The organism is Agrobacterium sp. CMT1 (assembly GCF_037203725.1).
Classification (GTDB): domain Bacteria; phylum Pseudomonadota; class Alphaproteobacteria; order Rhizobiales; family Rhizobiaceae; genus Agrobacterium; species Agrobacterium pusense.
The window spans coordinates 1-17,349 of record NZ_JBBCAR010000001.1 but is presented as its reverse complement, the minus strand read 5'-3'; the positions used below and the strand labels follow the sequence as shown (position 1 = coordinate 17,349).

Here is a 17,349-nt window from a genome sequence, read left to right as displayed (position 1 = left end):
CCCTGTAGCTGACCACAAGATACCGCACCGTGGCGATCCTGCCTTGTTCTGGGATGAGAACAACATCCACACAGTGAGCAAGGAGTACCACGACAGCCAGAAGCAACGAGAGGAGCGCGCACAGGCGCGTTGGTAGAGATGTCTGCTCCCTTGGAGAAACGCGTTGAAGCCCTAGAGGGTGAATTGTCCAAGCTCAGGGAAGAGGTTGAAAGCTTCCGTGTCTTCTTCAAGGAGACGATAGAGCATTACGACAGACTGCTACCAGAGAGGCTGGCTATGCAACAGAAGCGGGCCAAGGCCAGAGGTTTTGCATAAGGGGGGGTAGTCAAAAGTCTGAAAAGGCTCGTCTTTCCCCACCCGCGACCCACTCACGCGCACAATTTTTTTACCGAAGCGAGAATTTGGAGCCATGGCAGGTAACAAAAACAGCGGTCGGCTGCCTTTTGCGCCTTCTGACGATGATCGCAACAAAGTCCGAGTTCTTCGGGCGAGCGGCATGTCTCAGGAGGCAATTGCAGAGGCGATCGGCATTTCGGTGAAGACGTTGGTGGTTCATTTTTCTGCTGACATGGAAATCGCAAGCGCAAAGGTGACGGCTGACATTCTGATGGCGCGCTATTCCGAAGCCATGAAGGGCAATGTGACCGCTCAGAACAAGATGCTGGAGCAGGTTGGCGCCGTTAAAGCGCACGAGAAACGCGCTCCAAAGCCGGAGAAGATTGGCAAGAAGCAAGAGCAAAAGCTGGCCGCCCATAGCGTCGGCGGCCGCTTTGCAACGCCATCTGCGCCAAAGCTGATCGTGAGCAATGATTGATGTGGGACACAAGCTGTCAGGATTGGGAACGGCGCATTGTCGGCGGTGAATCGCTCATCCCGTTCGATCCTCTGTTCCCAGAGGAAGCTGAAGCCGCGCTTGACGTCTTCAAGTCCCTCAAGATCGTGGATGCCCCTGGCAGCCCGACTTTCGGGGAGGCCTGCGAGGAGTGGGTATTCGATTTCGTCAAGGCCATCTTCGGCGCCTATGACCATGAGACGGCCAAGCGGAATATCCGCGAGTTCTTTCTGCTGATCTCGAAGAAGAACTCCAAGTCGACCATCGCCGCCGGCATTATGCTGACGGCGCTGATCCGTAACTGGCGACACTCGGCAGAACTGCTGATCCTGGCGCCGACGATCGAGATCGCGAACAACTCATATGGACCGGCCGCGGACATGGTGCGCGCTGATCCAGACCTGACGGACCTCCTGCATATTCAGGATAACTTCCGCACGATCACCCACCGGGTGACCGGAGCGAAGCTGAAGGTGGTGGCGGCCGACACCGATACGGTTGGCGGCAAGAAGGCGGCTTTCGTCCTCGTGGACGAGCTGTGGATCTTCGGCAAGCGCAACAACGCGGATGCCATGCTCAGGGAGGCCACAGGCGGCCTTGTGTCGCGTCCAGAGGGATTTGTGATCTATCTGTCGACGCAGAGCGATGCGCCGCCAGCGGGCGTCTTTAAGGCAAAGCTCGATTACTTCCGAGATGTGCGCGACGGGAAGATTGCCGATCGCAAGAGCCTCGGCGTGATCTATGAGTTTCCGAAGGCGATGATTGACGCGGAATCGTATCTCGATCCGCAGAATTTCTACATCACAAACCCGAACCTTGGCCGCTCTGTCAGCGCCGAGTGGATCGAGGAGGAACTGGTCAAGGAAGTTGCCAAGGACAGCGAGACGCGCAACACATTCCTCGCCAAACACCTGAATGTCGAGATCGGAATGAACCTCCGGTCTAACCGCTGGGCCGGTGCCGACTTCTGGGCCGACAAGGCCGATGACACAATCGATCTGGAAAGCGTTCTGGATCGTTCGGAGGTTGTCGTGGTCGGGATCGACGGCGGCGGCCTCGATGACCTTTTCGGGCTGACAGTGCTGGGACGTGAACGAGGTTCCCGCGATTGGCTGTCATGGTCGCATGCGTGGTGCCACAAGGGCGTTTTGGAGCGGCGCAAGTCGATTGCCTCGAAGCTCAATGACTTCAAGCGCGACGGCTTGCTGACAATCGTGGATGACGAGCTGAAGGATATCTCCGAAATCGTGGAGATCATCTCCGACATCAAGGCCCGCGGGCTGTTGGCATCGGTCGCTGTTGACCCGGCCGGCCTTGGCGAGATGATCGAAGCTTTGGCCGAGATCGACGTGACGCAAGAGGCTGGCAATCTCGTCGGTGCGCCTCAGGGCTACGCGATGATGAACAGCATCAAGACCGCCGAGCGCAAGCTTGCCAACGGCACTCTCCGGCATGCTCCGTCCGCTCTGATGGACTGGTGTGTTTCGAACCTGAAGATCGAGCCCACGGCTACGGCCATTCGGGCGACGAAACAGAATGCGGGCGATGCAAAGATTGACCCTGTCATGTCGCTTTTTGACGCCGTGACGGTCATGAGCAGAAATCCAGAAGCACCGGGGGCAGGAATGGAAGATTACTTCAAGAGCCTGGCAGGTGCAGCGTGAACGCAATCCAGAAGATCAAGAGCGCGATTGTTCGGCGCCTGACCGTTCGCGAGCCGGATGGCTGGTATCCCGATGCCATGCGCGGCGATGCGGGCGAACTGGTGACGGACAGCACTGCGCTGTCTCTGTCGGCGGTCTGGGCCTGCGTCAACTTGCTTGCCGGCACTATCGCCAGCCTGCCATTGATGGTCTACCGCACCGATGCGCAGGGAAAGCGCACAGTGGCGCGTGACCATCGCTTGTATCGCGTGCTTCACGACAGCCCGAACTACGACCAGACGGCGGTCGACTTCTGGGAGTTCGTCAGTGCTTCACTCGAACTGTGGGGCAACGCCTATGCCCGCATCGAGCGCAGCGGTGGCCAAGTTTCCGGCCTTCATCCCGTCGCGCCGAACCTTGTTTCGGTTCGCAGGCTGAGCAATGGATCGATCGAATACCGCTGGACGGAGGACGGCAAGTCCTACGTCGAGACAGACGGAGCCATGATGCATATCCGCGGCTTCGGCGGCAACCCGCTGGGTGGCATGTCGACGCTGCACTTCGGCCGAAACACCTTCAGCTTGGCGCGGGCGATCGATCGCTCTGCCGGCGGGATGTTCAAGAATGGCCTACGTCCCTCAGGCGTGCTGACGTTTGCGGAGTGGCTTTCTCCAGAACAGAGGCAACTGGCAGAAAGCAAGCTGACAGAGAAGTTCCTGGGGGCGGCTAATTCCGGTAGGCCGCTGGTCCTTGAAGGCGGCACCAAATGGGAGCAGCTGACAATTTCCCCCGAAGACGCGCAGATGCTGGAATCTCGCAGCTTCTCCGTTGAGGAAATCTGCCGGTTCTTCGGCGTGCCTCCTCACATGGTTGGCCGAACTGAGAAGTCCACCAGTTGGGGAACGGGCCTTGAGCAGCAAACCCTGGCGTTCCAGAAGTTCACGCTTCGCCGCCGGCTGAAACGCATCGAGCAGGCGCTGGAGAAGCAGTTGCTCAAGCCGGAAGACCGAGCCAGCGGAATAACGATCGAGTTCAACCTTGAAGGCCTCCTACGGGGCGATAGCGCGGCAAGGGCGAGCTTTTATCAGTCTGGCCTCACCAACGGCTGGATGACGATCAACGAAGTGAGAGCGCTCGAAAACATGCCTGCCGTCGAAGGCGGCGATGTCCCGCGTATGCAGATGCAGAACGTTCCGATCACTCAGGCCGGAACGCAGACCCAACTGCCCCCTCCCAACGAGGAATGAACGACATGAAAACGAAGGATTTCGCCCTGCAGGTCAAAGACCTGTCGGAAGACGGCACCTTTGAAGGCTACGGTTCCATCTTTGGGAACATCGACAGCTACGGCGAAAAGGTGATGCCCGGCGCTTTCGTGGAGAGCCTGGCCAAGCACAAGCGCGAAGGCTCAAACGTCCTGATGCTCTGGAACCATGACGCCCACCAGCCGATCGGCGTATGGGAGGATCTGGCCGAGGATGCAAAGGGTCTCTGGGGTAAAGGCCGGTTCCTGCTTGACATCCAGCGGGCGCGCGAGGTCCACACGCTTGCCAAAAACAAGGCGATTGGCGGTCTGTCCATCGGCTACCGCGAGGAAGATACCGACCAGGACGGCGCTGTCCGGCTCCTGAAGAAGCTCAACTTGTACGAAATCTCTCCGGTGACATTCCCGGCCAACCGCCGCGCCCGGATCGAGAGCGTCAAATCAGAACGCATGGATGAGTTCGCCCGCCGACTGCGCGACGGCGATCCCATGCCGATCAAGGATTTCGAGGACATCCTGCGCGAGGCAGGGGTTCCGAAAAGCATGGCTGTTGCGATCGCCTCGCACGGCTATGCCAAGGCCATTCGGAGTGATTCCGAGGGCGATAAGGCGAATGACACGGCTGCGTTCCTGAAAGCTCTGCGAGCCAGCTAATCCCCAACATCGCTCTTAGGAGAGACCCATGAGCAACGAAAACAAATCGGTGGCCGATCTCGCCGCCGAGATCAAGGCCGAGCAGCGCCAGGCGGTTGACGCTGTCAAGGCGATTGCCGAGGAAGCCCTTGGTAAGGCGAAGTCCGGCGAAGAACTGACGGCTTCCCTCAAGGAAAAGGCCGACGAAGCCCTTCTGAAAATGAACGGCCTGACCGAGCAGATGGCCGAGCTTGAGCAGAAGATGGCCCGCGGCGGCAAGGGTGGTGACGATCCCGCAAAAACTCTCGGTGAGCAGTTCGTTGAATCGGAAGGCTTCAAGTCTTTCCAGGACAGCAAGTTCTCCAAGAGCGCACGCGGCGCCGACCTGAAGGTGAAGGCAACGCTGACGTCGGCGACGACTGATGCTGCCGGCTCCGTTGGTGACGCAATCGCCAATACTCGCCTGCCTGGCATCCTTCCGCTGCCCCAGCGCCGTCTCACCGTTCGCGACCTGCTTTCGCAGGGCCGAATGGACGGCAACACGCTGGAATACGTGAAGGAAACCGGCTTCACCAACAACGCGGCTGGTGTCGCCGAAGGTGCTCTGAAGCCTTCGTCCGATCTCAAGCTCGATCTGGTGACGACGTCGGCCAAGGTAATCGCCCACTGGATGAAGGCATCCAAGCAGGTCCTGGACGATATTTCGCAGCTTCGCTCAATGATCGACCAGCGACTCCTCTACGGCCTCGCCTATGTGGAAGAAAACCAGCTGCTGAACGGCGATGGCACCGGCCAGAACCTGAACGGTATCATCCCGCAGGCAACCGCCTACTCGGCGCCGATCACTCTGGCTTCTCCGACCAGCATCGACATGATCCGTCTGATGATGCTCCAGGCGGCGCTGGCCGAGTATCCGTCCACCGGCATCGTGATGCACCCGAGCGATTGGGCGTGGATCGAGACGCTGAAGGACACCACCGGCCGCTACATCATCGGTAATCCGCAGGGCACGATCAGCCCGACGCTGTGGGGCCTGCCGGTCGTGGCAACCCAGGCGATGACGGTCGACAAGGTTCTCGTCGGCGCGTTCAAGCTCGGTGCCCAGGTGTTCGACCGCTGGGATGCCCGGATCGAGGCGGCCTACGTCGATGACGACTTCATTCGCAACCTGATCACGATCCTTGCGGAAGAGCGTCTTGCTCTGGCGGTCTATCGCCCTGAAGCCTTCATCTATGGCGACTTCGGTCGCGTGACCTGATCGGCTTCGGCTCATCAAGGAGGGCAGCTTCGGTTGCCCTCTCTATGAACCGAAGGAGAAACATCATGAAAACCTATGAAGTCCTTCGCCAGCACTTCGGCGACAAGATGTACATGCCGGGAGACACCCGCGAAGCCGCGCAGGGCGAAGTTCAGCACCTGATCAACAACGGCGTGCTGCGCGAGACGAAAGCCAAGGCTGAGCCCGCACCGTCGAACAAGGCCGAGAAGGCCGCCCCGAAAAACAAGAGCGCTTGATCCATGCACCGTCCCGTCCGCGTTACCGCGCCAGAAGCGCTGCCAGTCTCTCTCGAAGAGGTGAAGAAGGCCCTGCGCGTCGACAGCGCGGATGATGACGATATGCTGACAAGCCTCATCCAGTCTGCCGTCGATCACTACGAGGGCTGGACTGGTGTGCTGGGCATCTGCCTTGTCGAGCAAACCTGGCGGCAGAGCTATGATCGCTATGACCAGTGCCTTCGACTTCCGCTCGGCCCGGTGATCGCAGTGGACGCCGTCAAGACACGCAACGCCGCCGGGACCGAGACGCAGATACCAACGACCGACTATGCCGTGGAGACAGATGCCGCCGGCCGATCATATGTCCGGTTCGTGGATGGCTTCACTATGTCGGCCGATGCTGCGCTTCGTTCCGCAATCTCGGTCGATTATCGCGCTGGCTGGCCAATCGTAGACGACAAGCCAACCGTGCCGGCCGACATCCTCACCGCCATCATCGCCCGCGTCCAGATCGGATATGAGCAGACCGCGACCGATGCCGGCCAGACAATCGCCAACATGGAACGCGCCCTGATTGCCAAGTGGCGCCGACCGTTGCTGTAGGAGGCCCAGAGATGGCCCGTGTACGCTTCAAACACGATTTCGACTACAAACCCACGTCCCAGACCACAATCGCCTACAAGGCGGGCTGGGAGGGCACTGTAAGGCGCGAGTGCGCGGAAGAAGCCGTCGCCGCCGGTAAGGCAGAATGGGCCGGTAAAGACGCGGAGGCAAAGCAGGATGGCGAAGCCGAGATCAGCCGGTGATCTGTTCCACCGTGTCGCATTCGACAAGCGCGAAGAAATAGACCGGGGAGATGGCGTCTTTGTTGGTCAATGGGTCGAGCAGTTTCAGGTCCGGGCAGGCTTTGCGCATTTGCGCGGCGGCGAAAGCGTCATGGCTGATCGCCTACAAGGGCAGCACACACAGGTCATATTCGTTCGCTCGTCTTCGCAGACACGGACAGTGGATACGGACTGGCGGGTGAGGGATGCTCGAACCGGAACCGAGTTCAATATCCGCGACGTGACGCCCACCAATGATCGGCTGTGGCTCGATTTCCTCTGTCAGAGTGGCGTGGCAAGCGGATGACGAAAATCAAAGGCCTTGATCGCCTCAACAGGAAGCTGGCGAAGTTGCCCGCGGTTGCCAAGCAGATGATCCGGCAGGCGATGGAAGCCAAGGCGAATGAAATCGTCGCCATGATGAAAAATCTCGTCCCGGTCGATGACGGCACGCTGCGCGACAGCATCGGCTGGACTTGGGGCAAGGCCCCGAAGGGTTCGCTTACTCTCGCCTCAGTTCAGGCGACTGGCGACAGCGACATGACGCTGACGATCTACGCCGGCAATAAGGAAGCGTTCTATGCCCGATGGGTCGAGTTCGGCACGGCGCGGCACGAGAATGGTGGCCTGTTCGCAGGCTCAATTCATCCGGGAACGACAGCGCAGCCGTTCTTCTTCGTCTCCTGGCGGGCAAACAAGCGGCGCACCGTCCGGGCGATACGCAAGGCCTCGCGAGACTCAGCAAAGAAGGTGGCGGCAGGATCATGACAAACGACGCTGCGCACGAGCTGCAGGTGGCCATCATCAACGCCCTGAAGGCTGACCCTGATGTGGCCGCGCTGGTCAGCAATCGTATCTATGACCGGGTGCCAACAACTGACGGAAAGATCACGGCGACCTTTCCCTATATCTCGTTCGGGCCGGTGCAGGACCTGCCAGAGGACGCCGACTGCATCGAAGCATCTGAGCTGGTCATCCAGTTGGATGCCTGGTCGCGCGATCCCGGCTTCATGGAAGGCCGCAAGATCGCCAAGGCCATCAAGAAGGCTCTGGCTGAGCAAAGCCTGCCCTTGGCCGACAACGCCCTTGTTTATTTCGAGTTTGAAGGTCGCCGCGATCTGCGCGCGCCGGATGGCTTGACAACCCAGATCGCCAGCACGTTCCGCGCTGGCGTCGAGCATCACTGAAAACGCCAACACAGGAGGCCGCAATGGCTCAGGCAACCACCATCAAGGGGGGCAAGATTCGCGTGCTCCTCGGCAACGACGCTGATCCGATCGTGTACGCTGCACCTTGCGGTTTCACGCAGCGGTCCATCACGCTGAACAAGGGCCTCGAAGAGGTGAACATTCCCGACTGCGACGATCCCGATAAGGTCGATTGGGTGGGCCGTGACGCGACGTCGCTTTCCATGGGCATCTCCGGCGAAGGCGTGCTTGCATCCGAGAGCGTGGATACCTGGCTCGAAGGCTTCGAAAGCATCGAGAGCATCCCGGTCAAGGTCGAATGGGAGTTCCCCGCCAAGACAATCACCTGGACCGGCCGCATGCATATCGAAAGCATGGAAGTCGGCGCCAACAACGGCCAGCGCGCGACCAACAACGTCTCTCTCCAGAGCGACGGCGAAATGGTTCGCGTCACTACGCCGGTCACACCGTAATGTCAGCGGCACCATACGTAAGGTTCGGCTTGCCTGAAAGCGATCAGGCAAGCTTCAAAGCCGAAGCAATGGCCATCGGCAGGCTTCCAGAAGAAGAACGCGCGGCGTACTCGATCACAAAAGAGATGTTCGATACAGGCGAAGGCTGGGCATATCACGAGGGAGGGGCCATGCGCATCGACAAGGGCGGCGTAGTGCTTTGTTGGCGGCGCATTGATACCGGATCGGCTCCGTATCTGGGAGACGACTGGAGAGATGGAGTGCACAATGCGTGACGCAACTGTCACATTCGACTGGGCAGACGGGACTTACTCGTTCCGTCTTGCCTGGGGTCAACTGGCCGAGCTTCAGGAGAAGTGCGATGCTGGTCCGTATGTGGTGCTCCAGCGCCTTCACAGCGGCGAGTGGCGCATTGAAGACGTCAGCAACATCATCAGGCTCGGCCTGATCGGTGGCGGCATGGAGCCAGCGCCGGCGCTCAAGCTAACGCGCGCATACGTCGAGGCTCGTCCACCGATGGAAAGCCTCATCCCGGCACAGGTGATTCTGTCAGCCGCTCTCATGGGCGCGCCGGAGGAAGCTGTGGGGGAGGCAGACGCAGCAAATCAAACCGAAGCCAGCTTGACGAACTCCCAAACGGAAAGCTGAGATTTGCTGCGATCTACGGGACCGGCGCCGTTATTGGATTCACCCCGCAGCAGGTCAACGAGATGTCGGTTTGGCAGTTCATGGCGGCGGTTGACGGTTACGTCGAGGCTAACAGCCCCGATGATGGAGCCCTTACCGCGAAAGAAGTCGATGAACTATGGGATTGGCTTTGATGCCGATCCTCATCGCCACATACCGTTATCCTTGGGCTGCTCTACACCCTCGTATTCGCGCCCCATGATCATCATCGGTATCGATGCAAGGAAGGCCAAGACGCCGATCGTTATTAGTATGTGAAAGATCGTGACGTCTGGAATCTCTGAGGCGTTGCGGATGTTACCGCGCAACGACGTGAGCATATGTTTGAGCCACTCTCTCGTGCCAATCGCAACGCATGGGCCAAGGATGAAAAGCGCCAGCCCCCATTTTCCTAGACGCGTGAACCTCTGCTTTAACTTCACTATGGCCTCCCTAAGGTTGCCTCAAACATATCAGGACAACACTTAATGGCAACAGACCTCGAGCGACTTGTCGTTCAGCTTTCGGCTGACGTGAAGGGTTACCAGAACGCTCTTAACCGTGCGCAGGGTATCACCAACCGGCAGGCGCGAGCGATCGAGAACCGTTTCGCCAAGATGAACAGCAACATCAATTCTTCCTTCAAGGGCCTGCTGTCGAGTTCTGTGGCCGGACTAGGCGGCATACTGGGCACCCGTGAGATTATCCAGTATGCGGACGCTTGGACTGAAGCTGGAAACAAAATCGCTGCGGCTGCATCGATTGCTGGGGTACAGACGCGTTCTCTCACGCAACTGAAAGACGGCGCCAACGAGGCGCGCACCGCCTTTGGTGATTATGTCGATCTTTATGCCAAACTGATCCGATCTGCATCTAATGTCGCCCAATCTGAACAAGAGATCGCAACTGCTACGACGATTGTTTCGAAGGCGTTTAAGGCTGGTGGCGCGTCTGCCCAAGAGCAAGCCGCCGGTATTTTGCAGCTGGGGCAGGCACTGGGTTCCGGTGTGTTGCAGGGCGACGAACTCCGTTCGCTGAGAGAAAACGCGCCTCTCATTGCCGACGCGATCGCCAAAGAGTTTGGTGTCACAATTGCAGGTCTGAAAGACCTAGGGGCCGAAGGCAAGCTCACATCGGACAGAGTTTTCAAAGCAATATTGTCTTCGCAAAAGCCAATCGAAGCAGCCTTTGCAGCCACTAATTCGACTATTGCTGACAGCTTCACTCGCCTTAACAACGAATTCACCGCATACATAGGCCTTGCCGACAATTCCAACGGCGCGAGCGCAAAGCTTGTCGAGGCGCTAAATCTCCTTGCCTCGAACTTTTCAGAGACTGCAGACGCAGTACTGGCGTTTTCTGCCGTTCTGATTGGAGCCTTCACTGGTCGAGCTATCGCTGGAGCAGTCGTTGGGCTCGGGCAGGCGGTGACGGCTCTCGGTGCATTCTTGGCTGCGCTCCGAGCAGGAACAGTCACGGCCGCAGCCTTCAGCTCTGCGCTCGGGCCAGTCGGGCTGCTTGCAGGTGCTGCGGCCACCGCCATATTCCTCATGTACGACGCCAACACTGACGCGGAGCGCGCAGCAAAAGCACATGGCGAGGCTGTCAACGAGCTGAAATTCCAGATTGAGAACCTGGACTACGCGAATAGCGCGGCAGTCGCATCCACCCGAACAAAAATTGCTTCTGATGTTGAGGCGGCAAAGGCGGCACTAGAACGAGCCAAGGCCGAACAGGCTCTGGCGGCGTCGCTAGTGCGTGAAGAAGTCAACCCATCAATGTCGTTGTATCCGTCACCTGGCGCTACTGACGTCGAGAACACAGTCAGTCAGAACCCTGTCGTCAAAGAACGTCAACAACTCATTGACCAGTTGGACAAACAGCTAAAAGACCTCGAAGGCATTAACTCTCAGTTTGAGAGCTATGCCTCTGGAAAGGCCAAGCCGACGAGAGATACGACCGGTTTCGGAAATGGAATAGGGGCAGCTACAGAAGGCAAGACAAAGAAAACCCGCGCCAACGAATACCAGCGCGAGGTCGAGCAGATCACGAAGCGCACCGCGGCGCTGAAAGCTGAGACGGAAGCGCAGGCAGGTCTCAACCCGCTGATCAACGACTATGGCTTTGCGGTTGAATTCGCCCGGGCGAAACAAGACCTGCTCACTGCTGCCCAAGAGGCAGGCGTCAAGATCACGCCCGAGCTTACAAAGTCAATCGAGGGGCTGGCTGCTGGCTATGCGAATGCTGTTGTCGCTTCGGAAAAGCTGGCTGAAAAGCAAGATGAGATCCGTCAGCGCGCCGAGGAAGCCATGGCCACAGCCAAGGATGTCACGCGAGGCATTATCGACGGCTTTGTCGAGGGTGCCAGTGCGGCGGATATCTTGGCCGACAGCCTCAAGAAGATTGGCAATGCGCTGATCGATGACGTGTTGAATAGCATCTTCAAGGTCAACAATGCTGCTGGCGGCGGCGGGGGTTTCCTGAGCGGCCTTTTCAGCCTGTTTGGCGGTGGTGGCAAGAGCAGCTTCCCTTCGGCTCCGGGCGGCCTGTATTCAGAAGGCGGCTACACCGGCGATGGCGGCAAGTACCAGCCCGCAGGCGTCGTCCACAAAGGCGAGTTCGTTTTTGACAAAGCGGCGGTGGCGGCTGCCGGTGGCCCCGCGGCCATGGAGGCCATGCGGCGAGGCCTTAAAGGTTACGCTGATGGCGGCTACGTCGGCGCAATGCCGGCGCTTTCGCCCCCCAGCATTCCGGATATGAAGTCCATCACGGGCGGGTCAGGTGGAAGCGCAGTAACTCTGGCGCCAGTCTACCACATTGACGCGCGCGGAGCGGACGCTGCTGCCGTGGCACGCCTTGAGCGGGGCCTAGCAAAGACAAACGCCGAAATGCAGGGCCGCATCGAGGCTGGCGTGAGGTCTGCGCAGAAACGAAACGTGAAGTTGGGGTAGGGCGGCAATGGTGTCGACTCTACTGTCTTAGAAAAAGGTAAACGTCATGTGTGTTCAGAAAGATGAAGCGACGACCAAAGTTGACCGTTTGATCGCCGCCATTGAGCTTTTGCAGAAGACGCTCGAAAAGGCGATCAGTCAGCGAGCCATTGGAAATGGCAATCGAACGTAAGTCCGGGAGCCTTCGGAGATGTACCCAGTGCATGGGCTGAATCTCCGGAGGTGGTCCCTTCAAGATGAACAGAGCCGCCGTCTGGTCCTAGAACGTATGTCATTTCTGGAATCATGGTGTGAGTTTTGACCTCGACATCGGCAACAAGCTTCGTTCCGTCGACGCGGTAGGTTCCTATGTAGGCTGAACCTTGCTCGCCCCCGAGCAGCTTCCCATCCTTGAGGACTACTACTCCCCCACCTGCTCCGCCTGCGACGGAAAATTTCACGCTATATAGTCCGTTTTTCATGCGTTACTCCCTTTTTAGCTTGGCACTAGAAAAGGAGCACGGCTGCAATCGGGAGTCGAGTCACAAAGGAATCCACCATGACTAAAGTCGTAGACAGCAGCGAATACAGCACCAACTCCATCTTCGTCGGATGCAGCGTAAACGAAGATGGCGAACCTCTGGTCGAGATCAACGGCAAGGCTATTGGCACGGTCGCCGGCTTGCTCGACTTCCTCGGCAAGTATGAAGGCCAGCAGAAGGCAAAGGTCAACGTCAAGTGGGCGGCCGTCACGCCGCCAGACGGTTTCCTGGGACCAAGAGACTACAAGATCGCATCGCCACATCGATCCGCTGCTTTCCTTATGGATGTTCCCGCCACCCCGAAAGCAACTCCTGTCACCTTCAAAGCTGGCGAACTCTACGTTGGGGACGTGAAGATTAAAAGCCTCGCGGACATCTCCAGTCATCTCGCCAACGTCGAAAACAAAGACGCCCACATAGGCCCGCTCTCTGTTGGGTCGACCAACATCGAAGGCGCCGAAAAAGACGTGGTGGCGAGACTCCAGCGCGAACTTGACGATCTGAAAGCCTCCCTGCCGAGACGTGTCGAGGAGGCAATAGCCTCCGCCCAGCGTAGAAACGTCAGGCCTTCTTTATGACAATCACATACCCGCTCCCAACTTCGTTTTTCGACGAGTTCCCAGGCTGGTCGACCGAGTTCAACCTGCTTTGGCGGCAAGAGCAGTCGCGCACGGCTGGCGGCCAGACGGTCGTCAAGGACATGGGGTCGCCGCTCTGGCAGATGACGGCGCAATCGCGCTCGATGAAGCCGAACGAACTGGATTACTGGCGTGCGCGGCTTACGAGCTTGGAAAACGGGCTCAAGACGTTCCGCGCATTCCCGAAGTCTCGCTGCTTCCCGGTGGCATATCCTAACGGCAGTTGGCCGACCGGCGGCGCATTCGCCGGGGTGGGGCAGGTCGCCACGATTGCGAGTAACCGCAAGGCAATCTCGCTTTCAGGATTGCCTGCTGGCTACAAGGTCTCGGTAGGCGATTACGTCCAGATTGGGGACAAAGACCTTCACATGGTCATGGAGGCCGTGACGGCCGGCGCAGGCGGTGTGACAACGCAGTTCGAGGTTCGCCCGCATCTGTGGCCGGGCGTTACGGCGCCCGTTGCCGCAACTCTCGTCAAACCGTCCTGCATCATGGCGATCGTGCCCGGCTCGATCTCGACAACAGCCGACATGGCCACCGGTCGCGGCACGGTCACGTTTCAGGCGATTGAAGCCCGGTAAGGGGTATCATGAGAAACATCTCCGCAGAAAACCTTGCTGCGCTTGAGGCGCGGCAGTTGGTGGCGCGCGACTTCCTTTGGTTTGTCGTGCGCGATCGAGCGACTGGTGCGCCTGTCACCGATGGCATGTGGTCTGACGTCGGCAATGTGTCGGCGGCCATTGTGCATCCGGATACAGGGTTGCCGGTTACGCGTGACTGGTACGGCTCCGGCACCCTGGTCCAGATCGACAACATTCCGCTCGTCGCCAACCTTTCGGTCCAGAACGTCAATATCCGCCTGTCGCAGGTCAGCGAGCACGTGCAGACGCTGGTGCGGCAATATGATTGCCGTCAAGCCCGCGTCGAGATTTACCGAGGCCTGTTCGATCCGGATAGCCGCCAGATGGTCGCGCCAGCCGAATGCCGATTTGTTGGCTTCGTCGATACCATCACGATCAACACTCCTTCCGAGAACGAGGAAGGCAGCGTGACGATTGTTTGCGCCAGCAATACGCAGGAAATGACGCGGTCCAACCCCTCGACGCGCAGTCATGCCACGCAGGTACTACGTCAGGCTGGCGATGCATTCTACACCGATGCTGACACCTCGTCCGAGTGGGAGTTCTTCTGGGGCTCCGAAAAGGGCAAGGTCGCGACGCAGCCGAAGAAGCGGAAAAAGTTTTTAGGTTTGTTCTGATGGAAGTTCGCTTCGCTATTGCTGAGGACCGCGACCGCGTTGTGGCGCTCCTGCGTGAAAGTCATGAGGCCGCAGAGTTCACCTTTCCGTTTCGAGCGGCTTATGCCGATCGGCTGTTTCAGCAGCATCTGGCGTCGGACAAGGCCTGCGTTCTCGTCGCAGGCGCTCCCGCGCAAGGCGTGCTGATGGCCTGCGCTTTCGAACATCCATTCGGCGCTGGGCGCATTGCCAAGGAAACGGTCTGGTATGTCACTCCATCGGCACGCGGTCGGGGAGCGATCGAGATGCTTGATGCTTACGAGACGTGGGCGCGGTCTGTCGGCTGTGTGTCTGCTGGCATGGCTTCACTGGCAACCAATGACGTTTCCAGCCTCTATGAGCGGCGCGGCTACAGCGCTGTCGAAACACACTTCATGAAGCCGCTCTAGCGGCCGCTCAGACGCGCATTTCGAGGAAAATTGATGGCTATTTTCACGGCGATCGCTACGGCGATCGGCAGTGCGCTGGGACTTGGCGCAACGTCATTCTTCGTGACTGCGACGGCCTTTGCGTTGAAGGCCGTGGCCGGCCTAGGCCTCAGCCTTCTTGCACAGTCGCTTGCTGGCAAGCCGAAAGACCCGACGTTTTCAATCAACGGCACACTGCAGGGCGGGGGCGATGTGCCTCGCTCCTTCATCATGGGCCGCACCGCTACCGCTGGCTCTCTCGTGTTCGTCAATACCTGGGGCCAAGATGGCGACACGCCAAACGCCTATCTGACGCAGGTCATAGCACTGTCGGATTTGCCCGTGCGTGGCCTTGCTGAGATCTGGGTCAATGGCGAGCTCGTGACGCTCGGCGGGCTGACGGATCGCGGCTATGCCGTCAACCAGTATCCGGACAGCCTCTGGGTTAAGTTTTACGACGGCACGCAGACGATGGCCGACAGCTTCCTGTTCACGTCCGTATCGAACGGCAACAGGTGGTGGAACCCGGATCGTATCGGGCGCGGCGTTGCTTATGCGATCGTAACGGCTCGCGTCTCGAAGAACATGTTTTCGGGCGTACCGTCCTTCAAGTTCGTGCTCGAAGGCCTGCGCCTCTACGACATCTCGCGTGACAGCACGCAAGGCGGTGCTGGTCCGCAGCGCTATGCAGATCCGGCGACGTGGGGCGGCGATGGGGACTTCCTGCCGGCAGTACAGATCTACAATCTACTGCGCGGCATCACCTACAACGGCCAGTGGTTCTATGGTCTGCAAAACCTGTCCTCGTCCCGCCTGCCTGCCGCAGCGTGGATAGCCCAGATCGAAAAACATCGCGCTGGCACGCTGGAATCGACGGGCTGGGTAAACACCTACCGCAGTGGCGGCGAGATCCAGGTTGATGCACCGCTCACGTCGGCTGTCGAAGCGTTGCTGACAGCGTGCCAAGGCAGGATTTCGGAAGTCGGTGGCGTCTACTATCTGCACTCCGGTGCGCCTGAGACCCCCGTCATCGCCTTCACTGACGATGATATTCTGTCGACGGAAGAGCAGGAGTTTACGCCGTTCCTCGGTCTTGCTGACACCATCAATGGGGTTTCAGCGAACTATCCTTCGCCGGCAGATGGTTGGGTCGTAAAGACAGCGCCGCCGCTATACCGCCCCGACCTTGAGGCAAGCGACGGCAATCGCCGCCTGATGGCGGACGTCGACCTGAACTTCGTTCCGTATCCGGAACAGGTGCAGCGCTTGATGAAATCGGCGCTTGAGGAGGCTCGACGCTTCCGCAGGCATACGATTGTGCTGCCGCCGAAGTTCTGGGCCTACGCGACGCCGGGAACGGTGTTTTCGTGGACGTCAGAGCGGAACGGCTACATCGCCAAGCTGATGCGGCTCGACGGGGTTGCCGACCGCGCCAATCTCGATGTGATGATCGACATCACCGAGGTTGATCCTGCCGATTATGACTGGAGCAGCGATACCGAATTCAAGCCGCCCGTTGACGGCCAGCTTGGTGTCATTCGTCCAACGCCACAGCCGATTGTTGATTGGTTTGCTGAACCGGCCACGGTGAAGGACAGCTCCGGCGAAGATCGCCGACCGGCTATCCGGTTGACGTGGGACAACAGCGATGGGCGTCTCGATGACGTGATCGGCATCGAATACGAGGTGAGGCTGCAGGCTACGCTGGAGAAAATCTCCGAAGGCCGAACCGACCAGCCGCAGGTTGGATCGATGCTCATCTCGCAAAGCCTCCTTCCGGCCGAAAGCTACGTTGTCCGCGGTCGATACATCCCTGGGGGTGACAGGCCGGTGTTGTGGTCTGGGTTCATTCCCGTCATCACGCCGAACATCCTGCTCTCTGATAAGGATGTGTTCGTTGATATCGATCTGACGGGTGTTGAGGAAGCGCTGGGCTGGCTGCGCAACAGCACCCGAACAGCACAGGATGCCATCGACGGCCTCATAGCCGCCCAGATGGAGCTGGCGACGGTCGCGTACAAAGACACGCGGAAGCTTGCCAGAGAACTGTCTGTCGAGCTCGGCGAGGCGAGGGCTGAATACAAAGAAGAGATCCAGCTTGCTGTCAACGAAACCATGGCCGTCGCGGGCAAGGTCGAAACACTGACGGCGGCGCTAGGTGGTAGCTCAGCCTTCGTCAACGTGGCCTGGGCTGCTGTTGCTGCTCCATCAGGATATGCGGCACGGTACGGCGTAACGGCTGCGGTCAATGATGGCGCGTATCGAGCCGCTTCGCTCCTGTTAGATGTTCCCGCTAACCCGGCACTGCCGACACGCGTCATTGTCCAGGCTGGCCAGTTCGTTGTCGCGAGCGACGACGGCGCTACGATCAAGCGGCCATTCACGGTCCAGGACGGCGTTCTCTACGCCAACGACATCAGGGCAAATACGCTTTCGGCATTTTCCTCGGTATTGGGCAACGTCGATATTTCGAACGCCTACATTGGCACGCTTACGGTTGGGACATCTAACATTGA

General features: G+C 59.0%; 22 protein-coding genes. 20 read left to right on the top strand and 2 right to left on the bottom strand.

The genetic code is table 11. The features are described from left to right. Positions 1-496: 496 nt before the first annotated feature. The 14 genes from WA845_RS00110 to WA845_RS00045 all read left to right on the top strand — a co-directional run bounded on the left by WA845_RS00110 (position 497) and on the right by WA845_RS00045 (position 9,001). A complete protein-coding gene (locus WA845_RS00110; protein ID WP_337322108.1) occupies positions 497-814 on the top strand; it encodes a hypothetical protein in 318 nt (105 codons plus the stop codon). Further along, positions 814-2,496, top strand: coding sequence for a terminase large subunit (locus tag WA845_RS00105; protein ID WP_337322107.1), 1,683 nt, complete (start codon positions 814-816; stop codon positions 2,494-2,496). The genes WA845_RS00110 and WA845_RS00105 overlap by 1 nt, the downstream gene beginning before the upstream one ends. Then, complete coding sequence (locus tag WA845_RS00100) at positions 2,493-3,722, top strand: phage portal protein (protein ID WP_337322106.1); 1,230 nt, start codon at positions 2,493-2,495, stop codon at positions 3,720-3,722. The genes WA845_RS00105 and WA845_RS00100 overlap by 4 nt, the downstream gene beginning before the upstream one ends. Before the next feature lie 5 nt (positions 3,723-3,727). After that, positions 3,728-4,393, top strand: a complete 666-nt coding sequence (locus WA845_RS00095) for an HK97 family phage prohead protease (RefSeq protein WP_063950524.1) — start codon at positions 3,728-3,730, stop codon at positions 4,391-4,393. A gap of 28 nt (positions 4,394-4,421) precedes the next feature. Continuing rightward, entirely contained in the window at positions 4,422-5,630 is a 1,209-nt protein-coding gene (locus WA845_RS00090) for a phage major capsid protein (RefSeq protein WP_045534037.1), read from the top strand. Between the two features lie 65 nt (positions 5,631-5,695). Then, positions 5,696-5,887, top strand: a complete 192-nt coding sequence (locus WA845_RS00085; RefSeq protein ID WP_077987313.1) for a hypothetical protein — start codon at positions 5,696-5,698, stop codon at positions 5,885-5,887. Between the two features lie 3 nt (positions 5,888-5,890). Continuing rightward, positions 5,891-6,472 carry a head-tail connector protein gene (locus tag WA845_RS00080; RefSeq protein WP_337322105.1) on the top strand — a complete coding sequence of 194 codons (582 nt, stop codon included), beginning with the start codon at positions 5,891-5,893 and terminating at the stop codon, positions 6,470-6,472. 11 nt (positions 6,473-6,483) lie between these two features. Then, positions 6,484-6,675 carry a hypothetical protein gene (locus WA845_RS00075; protein WP_337322104.1) on the top strand — a complete coding sequence of 64 codons (192 nt, stop codon included), beginning with the start codon at positions 6,484-6,486 and terminating at the stop codon, positions 6,673-6,675. Continuing rightward, complete coding sequence (locus WA845_RS00070; protein WP_337322103.1) at positions 6,650-7,000, top strand: phage head closure protein; 351 nt, start codon at positions 6,650-6,652, stop codon at positions 6,998-7,000. Before WA845_RS00075 ends, WA845_RS00070 begins: the two co-directional genes overlap by 26 nt. Continuing rightward, on the top strand, positions 6,997-7,461 hold the full coding sequence (locus WA845_RS00065; protein ID WP_125271128.1) for an HK97-gp10 family putative phage morphogenesis protein: 465 nt from the start codon (positions 6,997-6,999) through the stop codon (positions 7,459-7,461). The genes WA845_RS00070 and WA845_RS00065 overlap by 4 nt, the downstream gene beginning before the upstream one ends. 26 nt (positions 7,462-7,487) lie before the next feature. Then, positions 7,488-7,880: a DUF3168 domain-containing protein gene (locus tag WA845_RS00060; protein WP_337322102.1), complete on the top strand. Its 393-nt coding sequence runs from the start codon at positions 7,488-7,490 to the stop codon at positions 7,878-7,880. Between the two features lie 23 nt (positions 7,881-7,903). Then, complete coding sequence (locus WA845_RS00055; RefSeq protein WP_063950414.1) at positions 7,904-8,353, top strand: phage tail tube protein; 450 nt, start codon at positions 7,904-7,906, stop codon at positions 8,351-8,353. 29 nt (positions 8,354-8,382) lie between these two features. After that, on the top strand, positions 8,383-8,628 hold the full coding sequence (locus WA845_RS00050; protein ID WP_337322101.1) for a hypothetical protein: 246 nt from the start codon (positions 8,383-8,385) through the stop codon (positions 8,626-8,628). After that, complete coding sequence (locus WA845_RS00045) at positions 8,621-9,001, top strand: gene transfer agent family protein (RefSeq protein ID WP_337322100.1); 381 nt, start codon at positions 8,621-8,623, stop codon at positions 8,999-9,001. The genes WA845_RS00050 and WA845_RS00045 overlap by 8 nt, the downstream gene beginning before the upstream one ends. Before the next feature lie 182 nt (positions 9,002-9,183). Here WA845_RS00045 and WA845_RS00040 read toward each other — a convergent pair whose 3' ends face one another. Continuing rightward, positions 9,184-9,462, bottom strand: coding sequence for a hypothetical protein (locus WA845_RS00040; protein ID WP_337322099.1), 279 nt, complete (start codon positions 9,460-9,462; stop codon positions 9,184-9,186). 45 nt (positions 9,463-9,507) lie between these two features. Between WA845_RS00040 and WA845_RS00035 the strand changes: the two genes are divergently transcribed. Next, positions 9,508-11,970: a tape measure protein gene (locus WA845_RS00035; protein ID WP_337322098.1), complete on the top strand. Its 2,463-nt coding sequence runs from the start codon at positions 9,508-9,510 to the stop codon at positions 11,968-11,970. Positions 11,971-12,104: 134 nt separating this feature from the next. Here the strand turns inward: WA845_RS00035 and WA845_RS00030 are convergent, their stop codons facing one another. Beyond that, positions 12,105-12,431 (bottom strand): GrlR family regulatory protein, encoded by a 327-nt coding sequence (locus WA845_RS00030; protein WP_337322097.1) that lies wholly within the window; start codon positions 12,429-12,431, stop codon positions 12,105-12,107. Positions 12,432-12,508: 77 nt separating this feature from the next. Between WA845_RS00030 and WA845_RS00025 the strand changes: the two genes are divergently transcribed. The 5 genes from WA845_RS00025 to WA845_RS00005 all read left to right on the top strand — a co-directional run. After that, positions 12,509-13,069, top strand: a complete 561-nt coding sequence (locus WA845_RS00025; protein ID WP_337322096.1) for a hypothetical protein — start codon at positions 12,509-12,511, stop codon at positions 13,067-13,069. Continuing rightward, positions 13,066-13,710, top strand: a complete 645-nt coding sequence (locus WA845_RS00020) for a hypothetical protein (RefSeq protein ID WP_337322095.1) — start codon at positions 13,066-13,068, stop codon at positions 13,708-13,710. The genes WA845_RS00025 and WA845_RS00020 overlap by 4 nt, the downstream gene beginning before the upstream one ends. An 8-nt stretch (positions 13,711-13,718) precedes the next feature. Continuing rightward, entirely contained in the window at positions 13,719-14,387 is a 669-nt protein-coding gene (locus WA845_RS00015; protein WP_337322094.1) for a hypothetical protein, read from the top strand. Next, positions 14,387-14,815 (top strand): GNAT family N-acetyltransferase, encoded by a 429-nt coding sequence (locus WA845_RS00010; protein ID WP_337322093.1) that lies wholly within the window; start codon positions 14,387-14,389, stop codon positions 14,813-14,815. Before WA845_RS00015 ends, WA845_RS00010 begins: the two co-directional genes overlap by 1 nt. Before the next feature lie 33 nt (positions 14,816-14,848). Next, on the top strand, positions 14,849-17,349 hold a 2,501-nt coding region (locus tag WA845_RS00005), incomplete at its 3' end, for a phage tail protein (RefSeq protein WP_337322092.1).